The following is a 19,639-nucleotide window of genomic DNA, read 5'->3' as shown; positions in this document are numbered from 1 at the left end:
AAGCCCGCAACTTTCGTTGCGGGCTTTCCTGATGATGGTGCGGCTGGCAGGAATTGAACCCACGACCCCTTGGTTCGTAGCCAAGTACTCTATCCAACTGAGCTACAGCCGCACAGCTTGCGATTATAGCATCCTCGCAACACCCCATCGCTGGGCAGCGAAAGAAAGAGAGCGGTAGATCGTGTTGGACTTGAGCCGTCGATCAACCGCCTGTGAGTCTACGTCGAGTCAGTTGTGCATCAAAGTCTTGGCAGAAATGTGAACTAAATCATGACATTCCAACCACATGGGCACTGCACCTACAGCGCCACTTGGCCAACTGGCGCTAAAAACGGCTTCCATTAGTTCATTGGATGGAGGTCCCGATGTTCAGCTTTTTCCAGCCCAATCGAAACGGCCACCTCAGGCGAGTCATGGCGCTTCTCGAAGAAGCCCATCTCGCGCGTATCGAGCATCAGGCTGCTGCCGAACATCACGGGGCCTTGGCCCGGATGTATTCCGAACGCGCCAAAAGACTGGAGCGCGAGCTCTACGGCTCGGCACAAATGCCGCTCGGGGACGCATCCACCAAGGGCCAGGACGAGAAAGCGGTCCTCTATGCCCTGGATCCAGGTCGCCGGATCGAGACACAGGCAAAGGCCTGAGGAGTTGGCCCCGCGACTGAGGGCGACAAGGCGTGGTGGTAGGCCGTGATGGGCTTGAACCATCGACCAACGGATTATGAGTCCGCTGCTCTAACCAGCTGAGCTAACGGCCCGCACATCAGGGATTCTAGTGGGCGCCGGGCGCCGCTATTTGCGGTGGCTCAGCGCATTGGTGACCAGCCGCGACGTGATGTCGACGATCTGGATCATGCGCTCATAGGGCATGCGCGTCGGACCGATGACGCCAAGCGTACCCACCACCTCGCCGTCGACCTCGTAGTTCGCGCTCACGATCGACAGGTCGTCGAAGGGCACCACCTGGCTTTCCCCGCCGATGAAGATGCGCACGCCGTCTGCCTTGCTCGACACGTCGAGCAGGCGCATCAGTTGGGCCTTCTGCTCGAACAGCTCGAACGCACGACGCAGGTGGCTCATGTCGCTAGAGAAATCGGTGACGGCCAGCAGATTCCGCTCGCCCGCGATCACGACTTCGTCCTGGGCTTCCGTCAGCACCTCGGAACTCACCTGGACAGCGGCCTGCATCAGCGCAGCGATCTCGCCGCGCAATTGCTCCATCTCGGACTGAAGCCGATCGCGCACCTGCTCGATCGACAGACCCGCAAAGTGCGTGTTGATGTAGTTCGATGCCTCGACCAGTTGCGACTGCGAATAGTCGACCTCGGGGAAGATCACCCGGTTCTGCACATCGCCGTCGGGCGACACGATGATCACGAGCAGGCGGCGGTCGGAAAGGCGAAGGAATTCGATCTGACGAAAAACGGATGCGCGGCGCGGCGCCATCACCACGCCGACGAACTGCGACAGGTTCGACAGCAGGTTCGCCGCGTTCGCGATCACCTTCTGCGGCTGGTCGGGCGCGAGGCTCGGCGGCGTGAACTGCTCGCGCTGGGCAGTCAGCATGGTGTCGACGAAAAGCCGATAGCCGCGCGCAGTCGGAATGCGGCCTGCTGAGGTGTGCGGACTGGCGATCAGCCCGAGCCCTTCGAGGTCGGACATCACGTTGCGGATGGTCGCAGGCGAAAGCTCCAGCCCCGAAGCCCGGGAAAGCGTGCGCGAGCCCACCGGCTGGCCCTCGGCGATATAGCGCTCGACCAGCGTCTTGAGAAGCAACTTGGCGCGATCGTCCAGCATCGACTGATTTTAATGTTGTAATTTGTACATGACATCCAGCTTTCGGCGCGTCGCCCTGATAGGTAAATACCAGGCTTCGGGCGCGCGGGCGCAGGCCGGCGCGCTGGACGAGGTCATGGAGGGCATCGGCGCCTTCCTGGAAGCGCAAGGCTGCGAGGTCTTTGTCGAACAGCCGCGCGACGGCGAGTGCGGCCAGACCCGCTACCCCGCGCTGACTGTCGAAGAGATCGGCCAGCGATGCGATCTGGGCCTGGTGGTCGGCGGCGACGGAACCATGCTCGGCATCGGGCGCCAGCTGGCGTGCTACGGCGTTCCGCTGATCGGCATCAACCGCGGCCGGCTCGGCTTCATCACCGACATTTCCCTCGACAACTACCAGGCGACCCTGATCCCGATGCTGGCCGGCGAATACGAGGAAGACCACCGCAGCCTCATGCACGCCCAGGTGATGCGCGACGGCGTGTCGGTGTTCGATGCGCTCGCCATGAACGACGTGGTGGTCAATCGCGGCGCCACCTCGGGCATGGTGGAACTGCGTGTTTCGGTCGGCCGCCATTTCGTTGCCAACCAGCGCGCCGACGGAATGATCATCGCCTCGCCCACCGGCTCCACCGCCTACGCGCTGTCGGCCGGCGGCCCGCTGCTGCATCCCGCGGTCCCGGGATGGGTGCTGGTGCCCATCGCGCCGCACACGCTCTCGAACCGCCCGATTCTGCTGCCGGATGCCGACGAGGTCCTGATCGAGCTGGTGGGCGGGCGCGACGCGAGCGCCAATTTCGACATGCAATCACTGGCTTCTCTTGCCATCGGCGACCAGGTCGTGGTGCGCCGCTCCGACTACCGCGTGCGTTTTCTGCATCCGAAAGGCTGGAGCTACTTCGACACATTGCGCAAGAAGCTGCACTGGAACGAAGGAGGTTCCTGACATGGCATTGCGCCGCATCGCCCTGCGCGACTTCGTGATCGTGCGCGCGCTCGAACTCGATCTCTCCACGGGCTTCACCGTCCTCACCGGCGAAACCGGCGCGGGCAAGTCGATTCTGATCGACGCGCTCCAGCTGGCGCTCGGCAACCGTGCCGATGCCGGCGCCGTGCGCGAAGGCGCCGAGCGCCTGGACGTGAGCGCGGAGTTCGACACCGATCCTGCCCTGGCCGCCTGGCTGGACGAAGGTGGCTTCGAAGCGGGCGATGTCCTGCTTCTGCGCCGCACCGTCGACCTCCAGGGGCGCAGCCGCGGCTGGATCAACGGCAGCCCCGCCACCGCGACCCAGCTGCGCGAGCTCGGCGACCAGTTGCTGGACATCCACGGCCAGCACGCCTGGCAGAGCCTCACCCGGCCCGAAGCCGTGCGCGGCCTGCTCGATGCATACGCCGGTGTCGGCACTGCCGCGCTCGACAGCGTCTGGCAGAACTGGCGGCAGGCGATCGCTGCGCTCGACAAGGCGCGCTCGGCGCAAGACTCGCTGCAGCGCGAGCGAGAACGACTGCAGTGGCAGGTTGGCGAGGTAATGAAGCTCGCGCCCGGCGCCGACGAGTGGGAGGAACTCTCGGCCAGCCACACCCGCATCTCCAATGCGCAGGCGCTCATCGATGCCGCCGAGGGCGCATGCAGCGCCCTGGAAGACGACGACAGCGGCGCGCTCGCCGCATTGAGCCGCGCTGTCACGCTGCTGCAGAATTGCGAGCACATCGAGCCGGAGTTCAAGGCGCTGGGCGAGGTTCTGGCATCGAGCGTGGCGCAAGCCTCAGACGCTGCGCATTCGCTGCATGGCTACCTGCGCCAGGCCGACACCGACCCCGAGCGCCTTGCCGAACTGGACGAGCGCATGGGACTCTGGATGTCGCTCGCCCGCCGCTACAAGCGCACGCCGGCCGAGCTGCCCGCCTTGCTGGCCGGGTGGCAGGCCGAGCTGCAAGCCCTGGACGCGCAGAGCGACCTCGAAGCCCTCGAGCGTGCCGAACAGACGGCACAGCAGGCCTACATGAAAGAAGCCAAGACGCTGGGCAAGGCGCGCAAGCAGGCGGCACCGCGGCTGGCGCAGGCGGTGACGCAGGCCATGCAGGGCCTCGGCATGCAGGGCGGGCGTTTCGAAGTCGCACTGGAGCCGCTCGCCGAACCGGGCCGAGCCGGGCTCGAAGACATCGCCTTTCTCGTGAGCGGCCACACCGGCAGCACGCCGCGCCCCATCGGCAAGGTGGCTTCAGGCGGTGAACTCTCGCGCATCGCCCTGGCGATCGCGGTCACGACCAGCCAGCTCGGCGCGGCACAGACGCTGATCTTCGACGAGGTCGATGCGGGCGTCGGCGGCGCCGTGGCCGAAACCGTCGGCCGCCTCATGAAGCAGCTGGGCCGCGACCGCCAGGTGCTGGCGGTCACCCACCTGCCCCAAGTCGCCGCCTGTGCGGACCACCATCTGCTGGTCGCCAAGCATCAGACCAGCGCCAAGAGCCAGGACGGCATTCGCACGGAAAGCGGTGTCTCGGTGCTCGACGAGGACACCCGGCCGCGCGAGATCGCACGCATGCTGGGCGGCGAGCGCGTTTCGCAGACCTCGCTCGCGCACGCGCGCGAGATGCTCGGCAAGAAGACGCCGGAGACCTCGTCGTGAGCCTGGAACTCGTGCTGATCACCGGCATGTCCGGCTCAGGAAAGTCCGTCGCGCTGCATGCCCTCGAAGACGCGGGCTACTACTGCGTCGACAACCTGCCGCCCGAGTTGCTTGCGCCCTTCATCGCGCTGCAGCGGCAACAGCAGACGCCGCGGGTCGCGATCGCGATGGACGTGCGCAGCGGGGTTTCGTTGCCGCTCGTTCCGCAGCAGCTCGACGGCCTGCGGCGCGACGGCATATCGCTGCGCTCGCTCTTCCTCGATTCGACCACCGATGCGCTGGTGCGCCGCTATTCGGAGACCCGGCGCCGCCATCCCTTGTCGCGCCAGGAAGGCCGGACCGATTCCCCCGAGCAGCAGCGAGCGCTGATCCAGGCCATCGAGCTCGAGCGCGAGTTGCTGGCCGATCTGCGCGACGGGGCCGACGTGATCGACACCAGCATCATCCGCCCGGCCCAATTGCAGAGCTACATCAAGGCACTGATCGCGGCGCCGGAGAGCACGCTCACGCTGGTATTCGAATCCTTTGCGTTCAAGCGCGGCGTGCCGCTCGATGCCGACTACGTGTTCGACGTGCGCATGCTTCCCAATCCGCACTACGTGCCCGCGCTGCGACCGCTGACCGGGCGCGACACGGCCGTGATCGACTGGCTGCGCGAACACGATGATGTCGCCCGCATGTATGGCGATATCGAACAGTTCCTCGATCGCTGGCTCGACGCGCTGGCCCGCGACCATCGCAGCTACGTCACAGTAGCCATCGGCTGCACCGGCGGCCAGCACCGCTCGGTCTTTCTCGTCGAGCAGCTGGCGCGCGGTTTCGGCGCACGCTGGGCGGCGCTCAAGCGGCATCGCGAACTCGACAGCGTTTAGGCCTGTTCAGGCCCTAAGCCGTCAGCAGTTTGCGCACGGGCGCGGGCAGGCCGAGCGTCGACCACCGGCCGGCCTCGAACCATGCGCCGGCGTCGCTGAGGGGCTGCGCAGCAACGCACTCGACCGACACAGGATGCAGGTGCAGATCCTTGTGCGTGAGCACGTGCACGAAAGCCGCATCGTCGCGTGCGGTCCTGCGGTCGTCGGGCGCCAGCTCGTCCAGCAGCGAGGCCCGGCTCTCGTAGACCGGCAGGCAATAAAGCCCCGCCCAGATGCCGCGCGAGGGACGCTTCTCGAGCCACACGCGGCCGTGCACATCGCGCGCCTGCAGCATCCACAGCGACTGGGCGCTGCGCCGGAGCTTGCGCGTCTTGACCGGAAAGCGCTCGGGCTCGCCCTCGCGCCGCGCCGCGCACAGCTCGTTGACCGGACAGATCATGCAAGTCGGCTTGCGCGGCAGGCAGACGGTGGCGCCCAGATCCATCAATCCCTGCGTATAGCGAGCGATGGCACGCCGCTGTGTCGCCAGCGGCAGCAGCTCGGCCGCCATGGTCCACAGAGCGCGCTCCTGCATGGCGGACGACAGATCGCCCTCGAAAGCCAGCACCCGCGCAAGCACCCGCTTCACGTTGCCGTCCAGGATGGCGACCCGCTCGCCAAAGCAGAAGGCAGCAATCGCGGCGGCTGTCGAACGGCCGATACCGGGCAGAGTCTGGAGTTCGGCGGCGGTGCGCGGAAATGCGCCGCCGAAGCGCTCGACCACCTCCTGCGCGCAGCGGTGCATGTTGCGCGCCCGGCTGTAGTAACCCAGGCCGCTCCACAAGCCGAAGACCTCGTCCTCGGTGCCGGCAGCAAGAGCCTGCACCGTCGGAAATCGTTCGAGAAAGCGCGCGAAGTAGCCCAGCACGGTCGACACCTGGGTCTGCTGGAGCATGACCTCGGAAAGCCAGACGCGATAGGGATCGTGCGTGTTCTGCCATGGCAGCTCGCTGCGCCCATGTCTGCGTTGCCAGCCGACGATGTGCGTGGCGAAGCAGGGCGCCAGCTCCTGCACCGCTGGTTCCGGATCTTTAGGCGGCACTGAGTTCGTTGCGCGCCGCAGCGGCAGTGGGCGCTTCATTGCTCGTGAGCAGGCCGGTGAATTCGCGCAGTCGCACGTGCAGTTCCGTAAGACCGCTTTCCTGGGCAGCGAGCTCGGCGAGGCGCTCATCGAGATTGCCCGCCGCGCCCTGAATGCGCTCGACCGCCTCGATGCGCTTGGTGAAATTGCGGCGGCGCTCCTTGAGCTGCGCATCGAGCTGGGCGCCGGCGCCCTTGCTCCAGCGCTCCACCTCGGTCATGGCCGCTTCGTTGACCACGCGCAGCCGGCTTGCCAGCGCGCGCACGAGCTTGTCGCAGAAATCCGGCTGCGCGAGCTTGAGCAGGTTGCCGACGCCGAGGTAGTGGATGTGGCTGCGCTCGATCTGGCTCAGTTGCTGTTCGAAGCCCAGCAGGTCGGGCTCCGCCGGCGCCTGCAGCGCAAAGCCGTGCTCGGCATTGAGCTGGCGGAACGTGGCGTGCAGCATCGACTGGATCTCGGCCGTGGTCGCCTGCACCTCGCGCAGATTGTTGCGTAACGAGTCGAAGGTTTCTCCGTACACCTTGCGCACGTTGAACTTGATGCCCGGGCGCTTGAGCGCAGAGGCCAAGCGGCCCATGTCGGCCTTGAGCGCGGTGCTGCCGAGCACCGCGTACACCTCGCGCAACAGCTTGCCCTGCACCGAGCGCAGCGCCAGGATGCGCGCGTTGCTGCCTTCGAACTCGGTTTGCTCCTGCTCGATGCGGCTTCGCATGTGGCGGATGACCGACACGTTCTTGCCGCGCAGGCCCTGCAGTTCCAGCGCCTGCTCCGAGAGATCGCGCTGGCGAACCTTGAGGATGCGCGCCGCTTCGGCCTGCAGGGCCGCGATGCCCGCGTCGACGGCGAGCCGCAGCATCTTTTCGCGCTTGCCGAGCAGGCCCTCGCCCAGCACGGCTTCGAGCGCGGGAAGCCGGCTTGCCTGCAGCAGCGGCACATCGCGGCGGATCTTGGCCTGCAGTCCTTTTTGCGCCGACACCGGCAGCACCTGCGGCAGCGGCACGCCGAGCAGTTCGGCAGCGCCCTTGCGCTGGCGCTGGATCTGCGCGTCGATCTGCGCCGGCGTGCTGAGGGTGTCCCACATGGTGTCGATCTTGTTGAGCACCACGATGCGGGTTTCGCCCGCCTCGCTTTCGGTGATCAGGTGCTCGCGCCAGATGGCGAGATCGGAGCGCGTCACGCCGGTGTCCGCGCCCAAGATGAAGACCACGGCGTGGGCCTGCGGGATCAGGCTCACGGTCAGTTCGGGCTCGGCGCCGATCGCGTTGAGTCCTGGCGTATCCAGAATCACGAGGCCCTGCTCGAGCAGCGGATGCGGCATGTTCAGCACCGCATGGCGCCAGCGCGGGATTTCGACGCGCCCCTCGGCGTCGGGCACCGGGTTGTCCTCGGGGGAATCGTCGTTCCAGAAGCCCAGCGAGCGCGCCTCGGCCTTGGGCACCCATCGGACTTCAGCCACCTTGTTCATCGTCTGCGACAACTGCTCGGCATCCTCGACGTCGATCGAGATCTCGGTCCAGTGCTCGGGCTTGTCACGCCAATGAGAGAGCGAATACGGCTCGAGCCGGGTTTCGATCGGCAACAGACGCAGGCAGGGAAGATGGGCAGCGTCGTAACCGAGTTCGGTCGGGCACATCGTCGTGCGGCCCGCGCTGGCCGGCATGATGCGGCGCCCGTAAGCGGCAAAGAAGATCGCATTGATCAGCTCGGACTTGCCGCGCGAGAACTCGGCGACGAAGGCCACCATGACCTTGCTGGTGCGCATCTGCGATTCCAGATCGCGCAACCGCTCGGCCACGCTCTGATCGAGCAGCTCGTTCTCATCCAGCCAGCGCGACAGCCATTTGAGGCGATGCGCGAAGTTGCGTCGCCAGGCGCCATGCTGGTCGAATTGCTGATTGAAAGAACGTGTCAAGGGCGATGTAAAAGTTGCTTACAAAATATAGCACCCACCGGGGCTTGGCGCCTCATCTGTCCGTAGGGCTTTCAGTGCTTTTGGCATTTTGGACAGAAATAGGTGGATCGCTGGCCTTGGCGCATCTGCCGGACAGGTGTCGCGCACACGCGGCATGGTTCCCCGGTACGTCCGTAAACGGTCGCTTCCAGCTGGAAGTATCCACTCTGGCCGTCGACATTGGAGAAGTCGCGCAAGGTGCTGCCGCCACGTTCGACGGCCCGCGCCAGAATTTCCCGCACCGCGGCATGCAAGCGCACGGCGCGCGGCCGGCTGATTCGCGAAGCAGACATCGTCGGGCGGATGCCGGCAAGAAAGAGCGCCTCGGAGGCATAGATGTTGCCGACGCCCACCACCACGTCGCCGGCCAGCAACACCTGCTTGATCGGCGCCCGGCGCCGCCGCAGCCCGGCGTAAAAGCGGTCGATATCGAATGCCTCGCCCAGGGGTTCCATTCCCAGGCCGCCCAACAGCTTGATCGCCAGCGGCGCGGCTTCGTCCTGCACATAGACCACTGCGCCGAAGCGCCTCGGGTCGTTGAGGCGCAGCGTGCCGCGGCTGGTCACCAGGTCGAAATGGTCGTGTGTACCGGGTGCAGGCAGGCCCGCATCGAAACGCAGGCTGCCCGACATGCCCAGGTGCATCAGCAAGAGGCCGGCATCCAGGTCGATCAGCAGGTACTTGCCGCGCCTGCGCACGGCGCGCACGGTGCGTCCCACCAGTTCAGCCGGCTCCACGGCCAGCGCCCAGCGCAGCGGCTTGCCCACGCGCACGGCATCGATGCGCGCGCCGGCAATGCGATCGGCGAAGCCGAGCCGCGTCACTTCGACTTCAGGTAATTCCGGCATGGACGAAGGCTGACATGAAAAGAAGCCGAGGCCGAAGCCCCCGCGTGACCATCGTTCAAAAGCCTGGATTATTATGGTTCGATGACCCCATCGCTCCGCCGATCCCGCCTTGCGGCGGCCGCGCTTCTGACTCTTGCCGCGCTCGCCGTCCAGGCGCAGCCCGGAACGCCAGTCCCTGCAGCACCGACCAGCCCGGCTCCCATCATCGAACCGGCCGCGCCTGCGGTAACGACACCGGCCGCCGCAGTCCAACGCGCCGAAAAGGCCCAGGCCTCGGCGCTCACGGCGGAGCTGTTCTACGAAGTGCTGATGGGCGAGCTGACCGCACGCACCGGCGATCCGGGCTCAGGCTACGCGCTGGTCCTCGATGCTGCGCGCAGGTCGCGCGACGGCAAGCTGTTCCAGCGGGCGGTCGAGATCGCATTGCAGGCGCGCTCCGGCGATGCCGCACTGGCAGCTGCTCGCGCCTGGAAGGAAACGCTGCCCGAGTCGCGCGAGGCACGGCGTTTCGAGCTGCAAATCCTGATCGCGCTGAACCGCATCGGCGAAACCGCCGAACCGCTGCGGGCTGAACTGGCCGCCACGCCGCAGGTGGAACGTCCGTTCCTCATGGCCGTGATCGCGCGCAACTATGCGCGAGCCACCGACAAGAAGCTCGCCGCTTCGGTGGTCGAACAGGCGTTGGCCGACGAACTCAAAAGCCCCGCGACGGGCGGTGCGGCCTGGAGCACGGTCGGCCGCCTGCGGTTGGCAGCGGGCGACACCTCGGGCGCACTCGAGGCGGCGCGAAGAGGCCAGGAAGCCGATCCTTCCTCGGACGGCCCCGCCATGCTGGCTCTGGAACTGATGGACCCCGGCCAGCCGCTGGCCGAACCGCTGGTGAAGCGCTACCTCGCGGGCCCCAAGGCACTCCCGGAACTGCGCGTCGCCTACGCACGGGTGCTGGTGGAAGGGCGCCGCTATGAGGATGCCAGCGCGGAACTCGCCGCGCTCACCGTGGCCCGTCCCGAATTGCCCGAACCCTGGCTGCTGCTCGGCAGCCTGCAGACACAGGCGCGCCAGGACGCGGCGGCCGAAAGCTCGCTCAAGCGCTACATCGGCCTGGCCGACACGCAGCGCGATGCCGAGGCGCGCAGCCGCGGCCAGACCCAGGCCTTCTTGCTGCTGGCGCAACTGGCGGAGCGCCGCAAAGACTTCACGGGTGCCGAGCACTGGCTGGGCCGCATCGACAGCACCGAAGACCTGGTAGGCGCGCAGACACGCCGCGCGGCACTGCTGGTGCGCCAGGGCAAGCTGCCCCAGGCCCGCGAGCTGGTCCGCGGCTTGCCGGAACGCACTGCGGACGAAAAGAAGCAGAAGTTTCTGGCCGAGGTCCAGCTGCTGCGCGATGCCAAGCAGTACCAGGCCGCCTACGACATGTTGACCGAGGCCAGCACCTCCTCACCTCAGGACACCGACCTGATCTATGACCGGGCCATGGTGGCCGAGAAGCTGAACCGTCTCGACGAAATGGAACGCCTGCTGCGCCGCCTGATCGAGCTCAAGCCCGACAACCAGAACGCCTACAACGCGCTCGGCTACTCGCTGGCCGATCGCAAGGTCCGGCTGGAAGAGGCGCGCACGCTGATCCGGAAGGCCGTGCAGCTGGCTCCGGAAGATCCGTTCATCGCGGACAGCCTCGGATGGGTCGAGTTCAGGCTCGGCAACATCGACGAAGCCATGCGCATCCTCGAAGCGGCCTACAAGCGCCGGCCCGACCCGGAGATCGGCGCGCATCTCGGCGAAGTTCTCTGGGCCAAGGGCCAGCGCGATCGTGCGCTTTCCATCTGGAAGGAAGCTCACCTGGTCGATGCCGACAACGAGACGCTGCAGGAAACGCTCAAGCGCCTGCGCGTGAAGCTTTGAACCGTCGCCTGGCATTGAGCGCCGGCTGCGCCGGCGTGTTGCTGCTGGCAGGCTGCGCCAGTCCGGTCGGCCCGACCAGCGCAACCGGCGCGGAAGCCTGGAGCGGCCGGCTGTCGCTGCGCATCGATAGCGAGCCGGTACAAACCTTCTCGGCCCTGTTCGAGCTGCGCGGCGCGCCACGGGCCGGCGAACTTACGCTGACCAGCCCGATCGGCAGCACCCTGGCTCAGCTTCATTGGGCACCCGGCGAAGCGCTGTTGAAGGACGGCAGCAAGACGCGGCGTTTCGACTCGCTCGACGCGCTCATCGAGGCGGCGACGGGTGCCGCCATTCCGGTGGCTGCGCTGTTCGGCTGGCTGGCCGGCCGCGAAGAGCGCGTGCCGGGCTGGCGGCCAGACCTGTCCCAGATCGGCACCGGACGATTGCAGGCCACCCGCGACGCGCCTCAGCCGCGGGCCGATCTGCGCATCGTCTTCGAACGCGCATGAAGGCGCTCTACGACCTTCCGGCGCCGGCCAAGCTCAACCTCTTTCTGCACATCACCGGCCGGCGTGCGGACGGCTACCACCTGCTGCAGTCGGTGTTCATGCTGATCGACTGGTGCGACACCCTGCATGTCGAAGCGCGCAGCGACGGCGCCATCACCCGCGAAGACCTCACCACCGCACTGCCGGCCGACGACCTGGTGCTGCGTGCCGCGAAGGCGCTCCAGGCCTTTGCGCAAACCCCGCAGGGCGCCCATATCGGGATTGCCAAGCAGGTGCCGGCCCAGGCCGGCATGGGCGGCGGCTCCTCGGATGCCGCCACCTGTCTCCTGGCGCTCAATCGCCTGTGGGACCTGAAGCTGCCGCTATCGAAACTGGAGCAGATCGGCCTCACGCTGGGCGCTGATGTGCCCTTCTTCCTGCGCGGACGGAACGCCTGGGTCGAGGGAATCGGCGAAGAGATCACCCCCATCGAGCTGCCGCCAGGCTGTTTTGCCGTTGCCAAGCCGCCCGAGGGACTGGACACCCGTCTGATTTTTGCAGCGCCGGATCTTCAGCGCGCCACACCCGCTGCTATAATCTCGGGCTTTGCTGCATACAGCGGGGCTGGAGCCACAAGTTTCAGCTTTGACTTCGGTCATAACGATCTGCAGCCGGTTGCCGAGCGGCTTTGTCCCGCGGTCACCGAGGCCATCGAATGGCTCGGTCGCCAAGGACTCCAGGCCCGGATGACCGGTTCGGGGAGTTCGGTGTTCGCAGCGATGCCGCATGAAGCGGAACTCGCCGCGGCGCCCTCGGGCTGGCAGGTTCGCAAGTGCAGCAATCTGGCCGTTCATCCCCTGGTGGGCTGGGCGGGCTAGAAGATCAGAGCGCTTTTGTGATCTGATGCGACATATATCGGTTGACGACCTTGGTCGTCGACCCGTGTAGGGGAGTCGCCAAGCTGGTTAAGGCACTGGATTTTGATTCCAGCATGCAAAGGTTCGAATCCTTTCTCCCCTGCCAAATCTTCATTGACACGTAGATTGGCGGCCCTCCAAAAGGGCCATTTCGCATTGCCGGATGCATTTTGCCGGGACGCTCATGCAGGTTCACCACCCTGATTTCATGGTTTTCACCGGCAACGCCAACCCTGGCCTTGCCGCAGAGATCGCGCAGCATCTGGGCACCTCGCTGGGCGCCGCCCGCGTCGGTCGCTTCTCCGACGGCGAAGTCACCGTCGAGATCAACCAGAACGTGCGGGCGCGCGACGTGTTCGTCGTCCAGTCGACCTGCGCGCCGACCAACGAGAACCTGATGGAGCTGCTCATCATGGTCGACGCGCTCAAGCGCGCTTCGGCCGAGCGCATCAGTGCGGTGATCCCCTACTACGGCTATGCGCGCCAGGACCGTCGCCCGCGCTCGAGCCGGGTGCCGATCTCGGCCAAGGTGGTGGCCAACCTGCTCGAAACGGTGGGCGTCGCCCGCGTGCTGACCATGGACCTGCACGCCGACCAGATCCAGGGCTTCTTCGACATTCCGGTCGACAACATCTATGCGTCGCCGGTGCTCTTGGGCGATCTGCGCCAGCAGAACTACGAAGACCTGATCGTGGTCTCGCCCGACGTCGGCGGCGTGGTTCGTGCGCGCGCCCTGGCGAAGCAGCTGAATTGCGACCTGGCGATCATCGACAAGCGCCGTCCACGCGCCAACGTGAGCGAGGTCATGCACGTGATCGGCGAGATCGACGGCCGCAACTGCGTGATCATGGACGACATGATCGACACGGCCGGCACCCTGGTGAAGGCGGCCGAGGTCCTGAAGGAACGCGGCGCCAAGAAGGTGTACGCCTATTGCACGCACCCGATCTTCTCGGGCCCCGCCATCGAGCGGATCGCCCAGGGCAGCGCGCTCGACGAAGTGGTCGTGACCAACACGATCCCGCTGTCCGGCGTCGCGACGGGCTGCACCAAGATCCGCCAGCTCTCCGTGGCGCCGCTGATCGCCGAGACGATCCAGCGCATTGCCAAGGGCGAGTCGGTGATGAGTTTGTTTTCGGACCAGGAAAATCTCTTTTAGAAGAGCCTGGTCTGAGCAAGAAGCCGGGCTCTCTTCGAGGAGCCCATGTTGAAACCGGAGTCGCACTGGTCGCGGTCGACTTCCACAGGAGTAGTTATGAAATTCGTCGCTTATGAGCGCGCAAAGCAGGGCACGGGTGCGAGCCGCCGTCTCCGCATCACGGGCAAGACGCCCGGTATCGTCTACGGTGGCGAAGGCCAGCCGCAGCTGATCGAGCTCGATCACAACGCGCTGTGGCATGCCCTCAAGAAGGAAGCCTTCCACTCGTCCATCCTCGAGATGGAACTCGCCGGCGCCACGACCAAGGTCCTGCTGCGCGACGTGCAATACCACCCGTTCCGTCCGCTCGTGCAGCACGTCGACTTCCAGCGCGTCGATGCCCGCACCCGCATGACCGTCAAGGTGCCCCTGCACTACAAGGGCGAGGAAGAGTCCACGGCCGTCAAGCTGGACCACAACCTCGTGAACCACGTGATGACCGAAATCGAAGTCAGCTGCCTGCCGGCCGACCTGCCCGAGTTCATCGAGGTCGACCTCTCCGGCCTGACGAAGAACGCCACGCTCCACGTCAACGACATCACCCTGCCCAAGGGTGTGAAGTTCGTGAGCCACGGCAAGGTCAACCCGGTGCTCGTGTCGGCCGTGCCGCCGCTGGTCGCTGAAGAAGCCGCGCCGGCCGCCGAAGGCGCCGCCCCGGCAGAAGGCGCCCCGGCCGCCGCCAAGACGGACGCCAAGGCTGCGCCTGCCAAGAAGAAGTAATTCTTCCCGCGCCCCCCAGCCAACGGCCCGCCTCGCGCGGGCCGTTTTCTTTGGGCCAGCCACGGATAATCCGGCTCCATGATCAAGTTGTTCGTCGGCCTGGGCAACCCCGGCCCGGAGTACGAAGCCACGCGGCACAACGCGGGCTTCTGGTGGATCGATGCGCTCGCGCGCGACCGCAAGCTCACGCTTTCGCCCGAGCGCGCCTACCACGGCCTGGTCGCGCGCATGCAGGTGGGCGGGCAGCCCGTATGGCTGCTCGAGCCGCAGACCTTCATGAACCTCTCGGGCAAGTCGGTTGCCGCGCTGGCCCGCTTCTTCAAGATCGAGCCGAACGAAATCCTGGTGGTGCACGACGAACTCGACGTGGTGCCCGGCCAGGCCAAGCTGAAGCTCGGGGGCAGCCATGCCGGCCACAACGGCCTGCGCGACATCCACGCGCAGCTCGGCACCGGCGACTACTGGCGTCTGCGCCTCGGCATCGGCCATCCGGGCGTGAAGTCCGAGGTGGTCGGGTGGGTGTTGAAGAAGCCCCTCAAGGAGCAACGCGAAGCGATCGACGACGCGATCGCCCGCACCCTGCATGCCTTCCCGGCTCTGGTGGCCGGCGAGATGGACAAGGCGACCCTGCTCATTCACACGAGCAAGCCGCCGCGCCCCAAACCGCCGCGGCGCGAGCCGGGCGACGGGGGTACACCCGCCGCGGGCTAGCGGAACGTGAGCCAAGGGAGAGAGACAAAAAATGAAACTGTCACCAGCACCGATCGCCGCCCTCCTGGCGGCGGCCTGCGCTCAACTGGCGCCGCTTGCAGCCCACGCAGGCACGGAGACCTGGCGCTGCGGCAACACCTACACCGACCAGCCCTGCAAGGATGGCAAGGCAATCGATCTCGACGACGCGCGCGACGCGACGCAAAAACGCGAAGCCGATGGCGCGACGCGCGAGGCCCGGGCTGCCGCCGACCGGCTGGAGCGGGAGCGTGTCCGCCAGGAGGCCGCGTAGGCACGCCGCGCAGCCACGCTGATCGACAACAAGCCGCTCAACGCGAAGCCGGATTCATCGCAAGGCCCGGGCGTCGCGCAGAAAAAGAGGAAGAGCAAGAAGCAATCCGACTACTTCAGCGCGCACGACCCGGTCGCAACGGCGAAGAAAAAGGCCGCGAAGGCCGGCAGCAAGAGCCCGGCGAAAAGCTAGGAAGCCGCCTTGGCGGCAGTCAGCCGCTGGAACTTCTGCCACAAGGTCTCGCGCGTCTCCAGATGCGCGGGATTCTTCGGGATGCAGGCCACCGGGCACACCTGCACGCACTGCGGCTCGTCGAAGTGGCCGACGCACTCGGTGCACTTGTGCGGGTCGATCTCGTAGATCTCCACGCCCATGTAGATCGCGTCGTTGGGGCACTCCGGTTCGCACACATCGCAGTTGATGCATTCGTCGGTGATCATGAGGGCCATGGCGCGAATTATCCGCCGGCCGCCGCTGGGCCGCCCCAAGGCGGCCGAAGCCCCCACGGGGGCAGTGAGGACGCGAAGCGCCGAATGTGGGGGCAAACAGTTCAAGCATGGTCGTTGCGTCGGGTTATGCTGCCCCCCGCCCTATGAGCCTGTTCCTGTTCAAGCGCTTCGTGACGCTGATCGCCACCCTGATCGGCGCTTCCGTCATCGTCTTCCTCGTGCTCGAGATCCTGCCCGGCAATGCCGCGCAGATGCTCATGGGCCCGGACGCCTCGCCCGACGCGGTGGCGGCGCTGGCCGCCAAGCTCGGGCTCGACCAGCCGGCCTGGACCCGCTACTGGCACTGGATCGGCGGCCTGCTGACCGGCGAGCTCGGCGACAGCTACGCCTACAGCTCGCCGGTGCTCGAACTGATCCTCGAGCGCCTCGCGCTGACCGTGCCGCTGGCGCTGCTCGCGATGACCCTCACCACCGTGCTGGCGCTCATCGTGGGCGTGACGGCGGCGGCGCGCCACAACAAGCTTGGCGACGTCGGCCTGATGGGCCTGACACAGGTGGGCATCGCCATCCCCAACTTCTGGTTCGCGATCCTGCTGATCCTCGTCTTCTCGGTGCAGCTGCAATGGTTCTCGGCCGGCGGCTTCGAAGGCTGGGAGGAAGGCGTGTTCGCGGGGCTCAAGGCGCTGCTCTTGCCGGCCCTCTCGCTCGCGGTGGTGCAGGCGGCGATCCTGGCGCGCATCACGCGCTCGGCCGTGCTCGAAGTGATGCGCGAAGACTTCGTGCGCACCGCGCGCGCCAAGGGCGTTTCGCAGCGGGCCGTGCTGTGGACCCATGTGCTGCGCAACGCGCTGATCCCGGTGATCACCGTGATGGGCATGCAGTTCTCAGAGCTGCTGGCCGGCACCATCGTGGTGGAGAACGTGTTCTACCTGCCGGGCCTCGGCCGGCTGATCTTTCAGGCCATCAGTAACCGCGACCTGATCGTGGTGCGCAACTGCGTGATGCTGCTGGCCTCGATGGTCGTCATCGTCAACTTCGTGGTCGACGTGCTCTACGCCGTCATCGACCCACGCATCAAGGCCAGCGACATATGAGCGCAATTCCCAGCGCCGTACCGAGTGCGGCCGCCTTCAAGGTGCCCGGCTTCTGGCGCCGCGCACTGCACCATCGCAGCTTCACCATCGGCGCCGTGCTCACGCTGCTGCTGCTGCTCGCGGCCGCCGTCTCGCTGGTCTGGACGCCGTGGTCCCCCTACGAGATGGACATCGCCAACAAACTCAAGCCGCCGAACGGCGCGCACTGGCTGGGCACCGACACCTTCGGCCGCGACGTGGCTTCGCTGCTGCTGGTGGGGGCGCGCGCGTCCATCCTGGTCGGCGTGATCGCGGTCGGCATCGGCCTGGTGGTGGGCACCGCGCTCGGCCTGCTCGCCGCGGCGCGGCGCGGCTGGGTGGAGGAAGCGATCATGCGCTTCACCGACTTCTCGATGGCCTTTCCCGCCATCCTGTCGGCCATCATGATGACGGCGGTGTTCGGCGCCGGCATCGTCAACGCGATCATCGCCATCGGCATCTACAACATCCCGACCTTCGCGCGCATCACGCGCGCATCGGCCAACGCGATCTGGTCGCGCGAGTACGTGGCGGCCGCGCGCGCCTGCGGCAAGGGCGCGTTCGCGATCACCATGCAGCACGTGCTGCCCAACATCTCGGCCGTGCTGATCGTGCAGATCACGATCCGCTTCGCGATCGCAATCCTGGCCGAGGCCGCCCTCTCCTACCTGGGCCTCGGCACGCAGCCGCCGCAGCCCTCCTGGGGCCGCATGCTCAGCGAGGCACAGACCATGATGTTCCAGGCACCGCTGCTGGCGGTCTTTCCGGGTATGGCGATCGCGTTCGCGGTGCTCGGCCTCAACCTGCTCGGTGACGGTCTGCGCGACCTGCTGGACCCGCGCCTGGCCCGTGCCCGCTAGATCCCGCACCATGCCTCTGCTCGAAGTCGACAACCTTCACGTCCAGCTGCAGACACAGCGCGGTCCCGCCGAGGCGGTGCGCGGCATCGGCTTCACGCTGGAGCGCGGCGAGACGATGGGCATCGTCGGCGAATCGGGCTGCGGCAAGTCGATCACGGTGCAGTCGCTGATGGGGCTCCTGCCGGCCAGCGCCAAGGTCACGGGCAGCATCCGCTTCGACGGCAGCGAGCTCGTCGGCCTGCCCGAGCGTGCGATGTGCGAGATCCGCGGCAACCGCATCGGCATGATCTTCCAGGAGCCGATGACGGCACTGAACCCGGTCCACACCATCGCGCGCCAGGTCGGCGAGCCGCTCAGGCTGCACCGCGGGCTGTCGAACGCCGACGCGCGCAAGGACGCGCTGGCGCTGCTCGAACGCGTCGGCATCCCCGATGCCGCATCGCGGCTCGATGCCTATCCGCACCAGTTCTCGGGCGGCCAGCGCCAGCGCATCGGCATCGCGATGGCGTTGGCCTGCGGCCCCGACCTGCTGATCGCCGACGAGCCGACGACCGCGCTCGACGTCACGATCCAGAAGCAGATCCTCGAGCTGATCCAGAGCCTGGTGGCCGAGCGCGGCATGGCGCTGATCCTGATCTCGCACGACCTGGGCGTGATCGCGCAGAACGTCTCGAAGATGCTCGTGATGTATGGCGGCAGCGTGGTCGAGAGCGGGCCGACCGCGGCCGTTTTTGCCGAACGTGCGCATCCCTACACGCAGGGCCTGTTCGCCGCGCGCCCCGCGCTCGGCGCACCGCGCGGCCTGAAGCTCGCGACCATCAAGGGCAGCGTGCCCGAGCTGGTCGACCTGCCGGCGGGCTGCCCCTTCGCGGGCCGTTGCCGCTTCACGATCGACGACTGCCATACGACGCGTCCGCCGCCCACGCAGATGCCGCACAACCACCAGGTGCGCTGCATCCGGCTTGACGACGTGATCGCCGAAGGAGTGACTGCGTGACCGCTCTGCTCGAAGTCAGCGACCTGGTCCGCCACTACACGCTGCCGCGCGAGCGCCTCTTCGGACCGCCGCCGACAGTCAAGGCGCTCAACGGCGTGAGCTTCAGCCTGCGCCCGGGACGGAGCCTGGGCATCGTCGGCGAATCGGGCTCGGGCAAATCGACCATCGCGCGTCTGGTGATGGCGCTCGACAAGCCCACTTCGGGCACCGTCAAGCTGCTCGGGCGCGACCTCCATGCGCTGCCCAAGGAAGAACTGCGCGCGGCGCGGCGCGACGTGCAGATGGTGTTCCAGGACCCCTACGGTTCGCTCGACCCGCGCCAGACCGTGGCCCGCATCGTCGCCGAGCCGCTCGAGGCGCTGGCCGAAACCAGTCGCGCCGAGCAGCGCGAGCGCGCCGGCGAATCGCTCGCCGCCGTCGGCCTGCGGGCCAGCGACCTCGGCAAATACCCGCACGAGTTCTCCGGCGGCCAGCGCCAGCGCATCGCGATCGCGCGGGCGCTGATCACGCGGCCCAAGCTGATCGTGGCCGACGAGCCGGTGAGCGCGCTCGACGTCTCGGTCCAGGCGCAGGTGCTGAACCTCATGCAGGACCTGCAGCAGCAGTTCGGCATCAGCTACCTGCTGATCAGCCACGACCTCGCGGTGGTCAACCACCTGTGCGACGAGGTCTGCGTGCTGCACCGCGGATTGGTGGTCGAGCGCGGCACGCCGCAGCGACTATTCGCGCATGCGGAACACCCCTATACCCAAGCCTTGCTCGCTGCGGTACCACGCGCTGAGCCTGCGGCCAGGCCATAAGCAAATGCTTGCCGC

General features: G+C 66.8%; 20 protein-coding genes and 3 tRNA genes. 16 read left to right on the top strand and 7 right to left on the bottom strand.

Annotated elements, in window-relative coordinates; genetic code table 11:
• Positions 1-35: 35 nt before the first annotated feature.
• Positions 36-112: transfer RNA gene (locus ACSQ89_RS06120), tRNA-Arg, on the bottom strand.
• A gap of 253 nt (positions 113-365) precedes the next feature.
• Between ACSQ89_RS06120 and ACSQ89_RS06115 the strand changes: the two genes are divergently transcribed.
• The gene (locus ACSQ89_RS06115; RefSeq protein ID WP_093109020.1) at positions 366-644 is read left to right on the top strand and encodes a hypothetical protein; all 279 of its coding nucleotides are present in this window, start codon (positions 366-368) and stop codon (positions 642-644) included.
• Positions 645-680: 36 nt separating this feature from the next.
• On the opposite strand, the gene ACSQ89_RS06110 is transcribed toward ACSQ89_RS06115, so the two are convergent.
• Positions 681-757, bottom strand: a tRNA-Ile gene (locus ACSQ89_RS06110).
• A gap of 34 nt (positions 758-791) precedes the next feature.
• The gene (hrcA, locus tag ACSQ89_RS06105) at positions 792-1,796 is read right to left on the bottom strand and encodes a heat-inducible transcriptional repressor HrcA (RefSeq protein ID WP_093109021.1); all 1,005 of its coding nucleotides are present in this window, start codon (positions 1,794-1,796) and stop codon (positions 792-794) included.
• A gap of 28 nt (positions 1,797-1,824) precedes the next feature.
• Between hrcA and ACSQ89_RS06100 the strand changes: the two genes are divergently transcribed.
• The 3 genes from ACSQ89_RS06100 to rapZ are packed head-to-tail and all read left to right on the top strand — an operon-like array spanning position 1,825 to position 5,277.
• On the top strand, positions 1,825-2,721 hold the full coding sequence (locus tag ACSQ89_RS06100) for an NAD kinase (RefSeq protein ID WP_093109022.1): 897 nt from the start codon (positions 1,825-1,827) through the stop codon (positions 2,719-2,721).
• A 1-nt stretch (position 2,722) separates the two neighbouring features.
• Positions 2,723-4,405, top strand: coding sequence for a DNA repair protein RecN (gene recN, locus ACSQ89_RS06095; protein WP_436293906.1), 1,683 nt, complete (start codon positions 2,723-2,725; stop codon positions 4,403-4,405).
• Positions 4,402-5,277: an RNase adapter RapZ gene (gene rapZ, locus ACSQ89_RS06090; RefSeq protein WP_093109024.1), complete on the top strand. Its 876-nt coding sequence runs from the start codon at positions 4,402-4,404 to the stop codon at positions 5,275-5,277. The genes recN and rapZ overlap by 4 nt, the downstream gene beginning before the upstream one ends.
• A gap of 13 nt (positions 5,278-5,290) precedes the next feature.
• Here rapZ and mutY read toward each other — a convergent pair whose 3' ends face one another.
• The 3 genes from mutY to mutM all read right to left on the bottom strand — a co-directional run bounded on the left by mutY (position 5,291) and on the right by mutM (position 9,196).
• Complete coding sequence (gene mutY / locus ACSQ89_RS06085; RefSeq protein ID WP_436293942.1) at positions 5,291-6,322, bottom strand: A/G-specific adenine glycosylase; 1,032 nt, start codon at positions 6,320-6,322, stop codon at positions 5,291-5,293.
• Between the two features lie 25 nt (positions 6,323-6,347).
• On the bottom strand, positions 6,348-8,309 hold the full coding sequence (locus tag ACSQ89_RS06080) for a dynamin family protein (RefSeq protein WP_093109026.1): 1,962 nt from the start codon (positions 8,307-8,309) through the stop codon (positions 6,348-6,350).
• A gap of 71 nt (positions 8,310-8,380) precedes the next feature.
• Positions 8,381-9,196 carry a bifunctional DNA-formamidopyrimidine glycosylase/DNA-(apurinic or apyrimidinic site) lyase gene (gene mutM / locus ACSQ89_RS06075; RefSeq protein WP_093109027.1) on the bottom strand — a complete coding sequence of 272 codons (816 nt, stop codon included), beginning with the start codon at positions 9,194-9,196 and terminating at the stop codon, positions 8,381-8,383.
• Positions 9,197-9,277: 81 nt separating this feature from the next.
• On the opposite strand from mutM, the gene ACSQ89_RS06070 reads away from it, so the two are divergent.
• The 8 genes from ACSQ89_RS06070 (at position 9,278) to ACSQ89_RS06035 (ending at position 15,406) form a co-directional block, all read left to right on the top strand.
• Positions 9,278-11,101 carry a tetratricopeptide repeat protein gene (locus ACSQ89_RS06070; protein WP_436293907.1) on the top strand — a complete coding sequence of 608 codons (1,824 nt, stop codon included), beginning with the start codon at positions 9,278-9,280 and terminating at the stop codon, positions 11,099-11,101.
• Complete coding sequence (locus ACSQ89_RS06065) at positions 11,098-11,589, top strand: lipoprotein insertase outer membrane protein LolB (protein WP_436293908.1); 492 nt, start codon at positions 11,098-11,100, stop codon at positions 11,587-11,589. Before ACSQ89_RS06070 ends, ACSQ89_RS06065 begins: the two co-directional genes overlap by 4 nt.
• Positions 11,586-12,446, top strand: coding sequence for a 4-(cytidine 5'-diphospho)-2-C-methyl-D-erythritol kinase (gene ispE, locus ACSQ89_RS06060; protein WP_436296143.1), 861 nt, complete (start codon positions 11,586-11,588; stop codon positions 12,444-12,446). Before ACSQ89_RS06065 ends, ispE begins: the two co-directional genes overlap by 4 nt.
• A 68-nt stretch (positions 12,447-12,514) precedes the next feature.
• Positions 12,515-12,591: transfer RNA gene (locus ACSQ89_RS06055), tRNA-Gln, on the top strand.
• Between the two features lie 78 nt (positions 12,592-12,669).
• Positions 12,670-13,644 carry a ribose-phosphate pyrophosphokinase gene (locus ACSQ89_RS06050; protein ID WP_093109088.1) on the top strand — a complete coding sequence of 325 codons (975 nt, stop codon included), beginning with the start codon at positions 12,670-12,672 and terminating at the stop codon, positions 13,642-13,644.
• 96 nt (positions 13,645-13,740) lie between these two features.
• Positions 13,741-14,403 (top strand): 50S ribosomal protein L25/general stress protein Ctc, encoded by a 663-nt coding sequence (locus ACSQ89_RS06045; RefSeq protein WP_093109031.1) that lies wholly within the window; start codon positions 13,741-13,743, stop codon positions 14,401-14,403.
• 78 nt (positions 14,404-14,481) lie between these two features.
• Entirely contained in the window at positions 14,482-15,114 is a 633-nt protein-coding gene (pth, locus tag ACSQ89_RS06040; protein WP_436293910.1) for an aminoacyl-tRNA hydrolase, read from the top strand.
• Between the two features lie 31 nt (positions 15,115-15,145).
• Positions 15,146-15,406, top strand: a complete 261-nt coding sequence (locus tag ACSQ89_RS06035; RefSeq protein ID WP_093109033.1) for a hypothetical protein — start codon at positions 15,146-15,148, stop codon at positions 15,404-15,406.
• A 188-nt stretch (positions 15,407-15,594) separates the two neighbouring features.
• Here ACSQ89_RS06035 and ACSQ89_RS06030 read toward each other — a convergent pair whose 3' ends face one another.
• The gene (locus ACSQ89_RS06030) at positions 15,595-15,855 is read right to left on the bottom strand and encodes a YfhL family 4Fe-4S dicluster ferredoxin (RefSeq protein ID WP_093109034.1); all 261 of its coding nucleotides are present in this window, start codon (positions 15,853-15,855) and stop codon (positions 15,595-15,597) included.
• Positions 15,856-15,998: 143 nt separating this feature from the next.
• Between ACSQ89_RS06030 and ACSQ89_RS06025 the strand changes: the two genes are divergently transcribed.
• Genes ACSQ89_RS06025 through ACSQ89_RS06010 form a run of 4 tightly spaced genes read left to right on the top strand, consistent with a single transcriptional unit; the run spans position 15,999 to position 19,624 of the window.
• Positions 15,999-16,949: an ABC transporter permease gene (locus ACSQ89_RS06025; protein WP_436293911.1), complete on the top strand. Its 951-nt coding sequence runs from the start codon at positions 15,999-16,001 to the stop codon at positions 16,947-16,949.
• The gene (locus tag ACSQ89_RS06020) at positions 16,946-17,827 is read left to right on the top strand and encodes an ABC transporter permease (RefSeq protein WP_436293912.1); all 882 of its coding nucleotides are present in this window, start codon (positions 16,946-16,948) and stop codon (positions 17,825-17,827) included. The genes ACSQ89_RS06025 and ACSQ89_RS06020 overlap by 4 nt, the downstream gene beginning before the upstream one ends.
• A 10-nt stretch (positions 17,828-17,837) precedes the next feature.
• Entirely contained in the window at positions 17,838-18,824 is a 987-nt protein-coding gene (locus ACSQ89_RS06015) for an ABC transporter ATP-binding protein (RefSeq protein WP_436293913.1), read from the top strand.
• Entirely contained in the window at positions 18,821-19,624 is an 804-nt protein-coding gene (locus ACSQ89_RS06010; protein ID WP_436293914.1) for an ATP-binding cassette domain-containing protein, read from the top strand. The genes ACSQ89_RS06015 and ACSQ89_RS06010 overlap by 4 nt, the downstream gene beginning before the upstream one ends.
• Positions 19,625-19,639 lie beyond the last annotated feature (15 nt).

It is taken from the genome of Variovorax sp. LjRoot175 (assembly GCF_964253805.1).
GTDB lineage: Bacteria > Pseudomonadota > Gammaproteobacteria > Burkholderiales > Burkholderiaceae_C > Variovorax.
The sequence above is the reverse complement of the archived record's forward strand: the minus strand, read 5'-3'. Positions and strand labels throughout refer to the sequence as shown.

Bases quoted from the DNA above. Each gene is read 5' to 3' on its own strand.
- ACSQ89_RS06030 (WP_093109034.1), bottom strand. From the start codon at position 15,855: ATGGCCCTCATGATCACCGACGAATGCATCAACTGCGATGTGTGCGAA.
- ACSQ89_RS06100 (WP_093109022.1), top strand. From the start codon at position 1,825: ATGACATCCAGCTTTCGGCGCGTCGCCCTGATAGGTAAATACCAGGCT.
- ispE (WP_436296143.1), top strand. From the start codon at position 11,586: ATGAAGGCGCTCTACGACCTTCCGGCGCCGGCCAAGCTCAACCTCTTT.
- ACSQ89_RS06035 (WP_093109033.1), top strand. From the start codon at position 15,146: ATGAAACTGTCACCAGCACCGATCGCCGCCCTCCTGGCGGCGGCCTGC.
- ACSQ89_RS06050 (WP_093109088.1), top strand. From the start codon at position 12,670: ATGCAGGTTCACCACCCTGATTTCATGGTTTTCACCGGCAACGCCAAC.
- ACSQ89_RS06015 (WP_436293913.1), top strand. From the start codon at position 17,838: ATGCCTCTGCTCGAAGTCGACAACCTTCACGTCCAGCTGCAGACACAG.
- hrcA (WP_093109021.1), bottom strand. From the start codon at position 1,796: ATGCTGGACGATCGCGCCAAGTTGCTTCTCAAGACGCTGGTCGAGCGC.
- pth (WP_436293910.1), top strand. From the start codon at position 14,482: ATGATCAAGTTGTTCGTCGGCCTGGGCAACCCCGGCCCGGAGTACGAA.
- recN (WP_436293906.1), top strand. From the start codon at position 2,723: ATGGCATTGCGCCGCATCGCCCTGCGCGACTTCGTGATCGTGCGCGCG.
- ACSQ89_RS06025 (WP_436293911.1), top strand. From the start codon at position 15,999: ATGAGCCTGTTCCTGTTCAAGCGCTTCGTGACGCTGATCGCCACCCTG.
- ACSQ89_RS06020 (WP_436293912.1), top strand. From the start codon at position 16,946: ATGAGCGCAATTCCCAGCGCCGTACCGAGTGCGGCCGCCTTCAAGGTG.
- mutM (WP_093109027.1), bottom strand. From the start codon at position 9,196: ATGCCGGAATTACCTGAAGTCGAAGTGACGCGGCTCGGCTTCGCCGAT.
- ACSQ89_RS06115 (WP_093109020.1), top strand. From the start codon at position 366: ATGTTCAGCTTTTTCCAGCCCAATCGAAACGGCCACCTCAGGCGAGTC.
- ACSQ89_RS06045 (WP_093109031.1), top strand. From the start codon at position 13,741: ATGAAATTCGTCGCTTATGAGCGCGCAAAGCAGGGCACGGGTGCGAGC.
- ACSQ89_RS06070 (WP_436293907.1), top strand. From the start codon at position 9,278: ATGACCCCATCGCTCCGCCGATCCCGCCTTGCGGCGGCCGCGCTTCTG.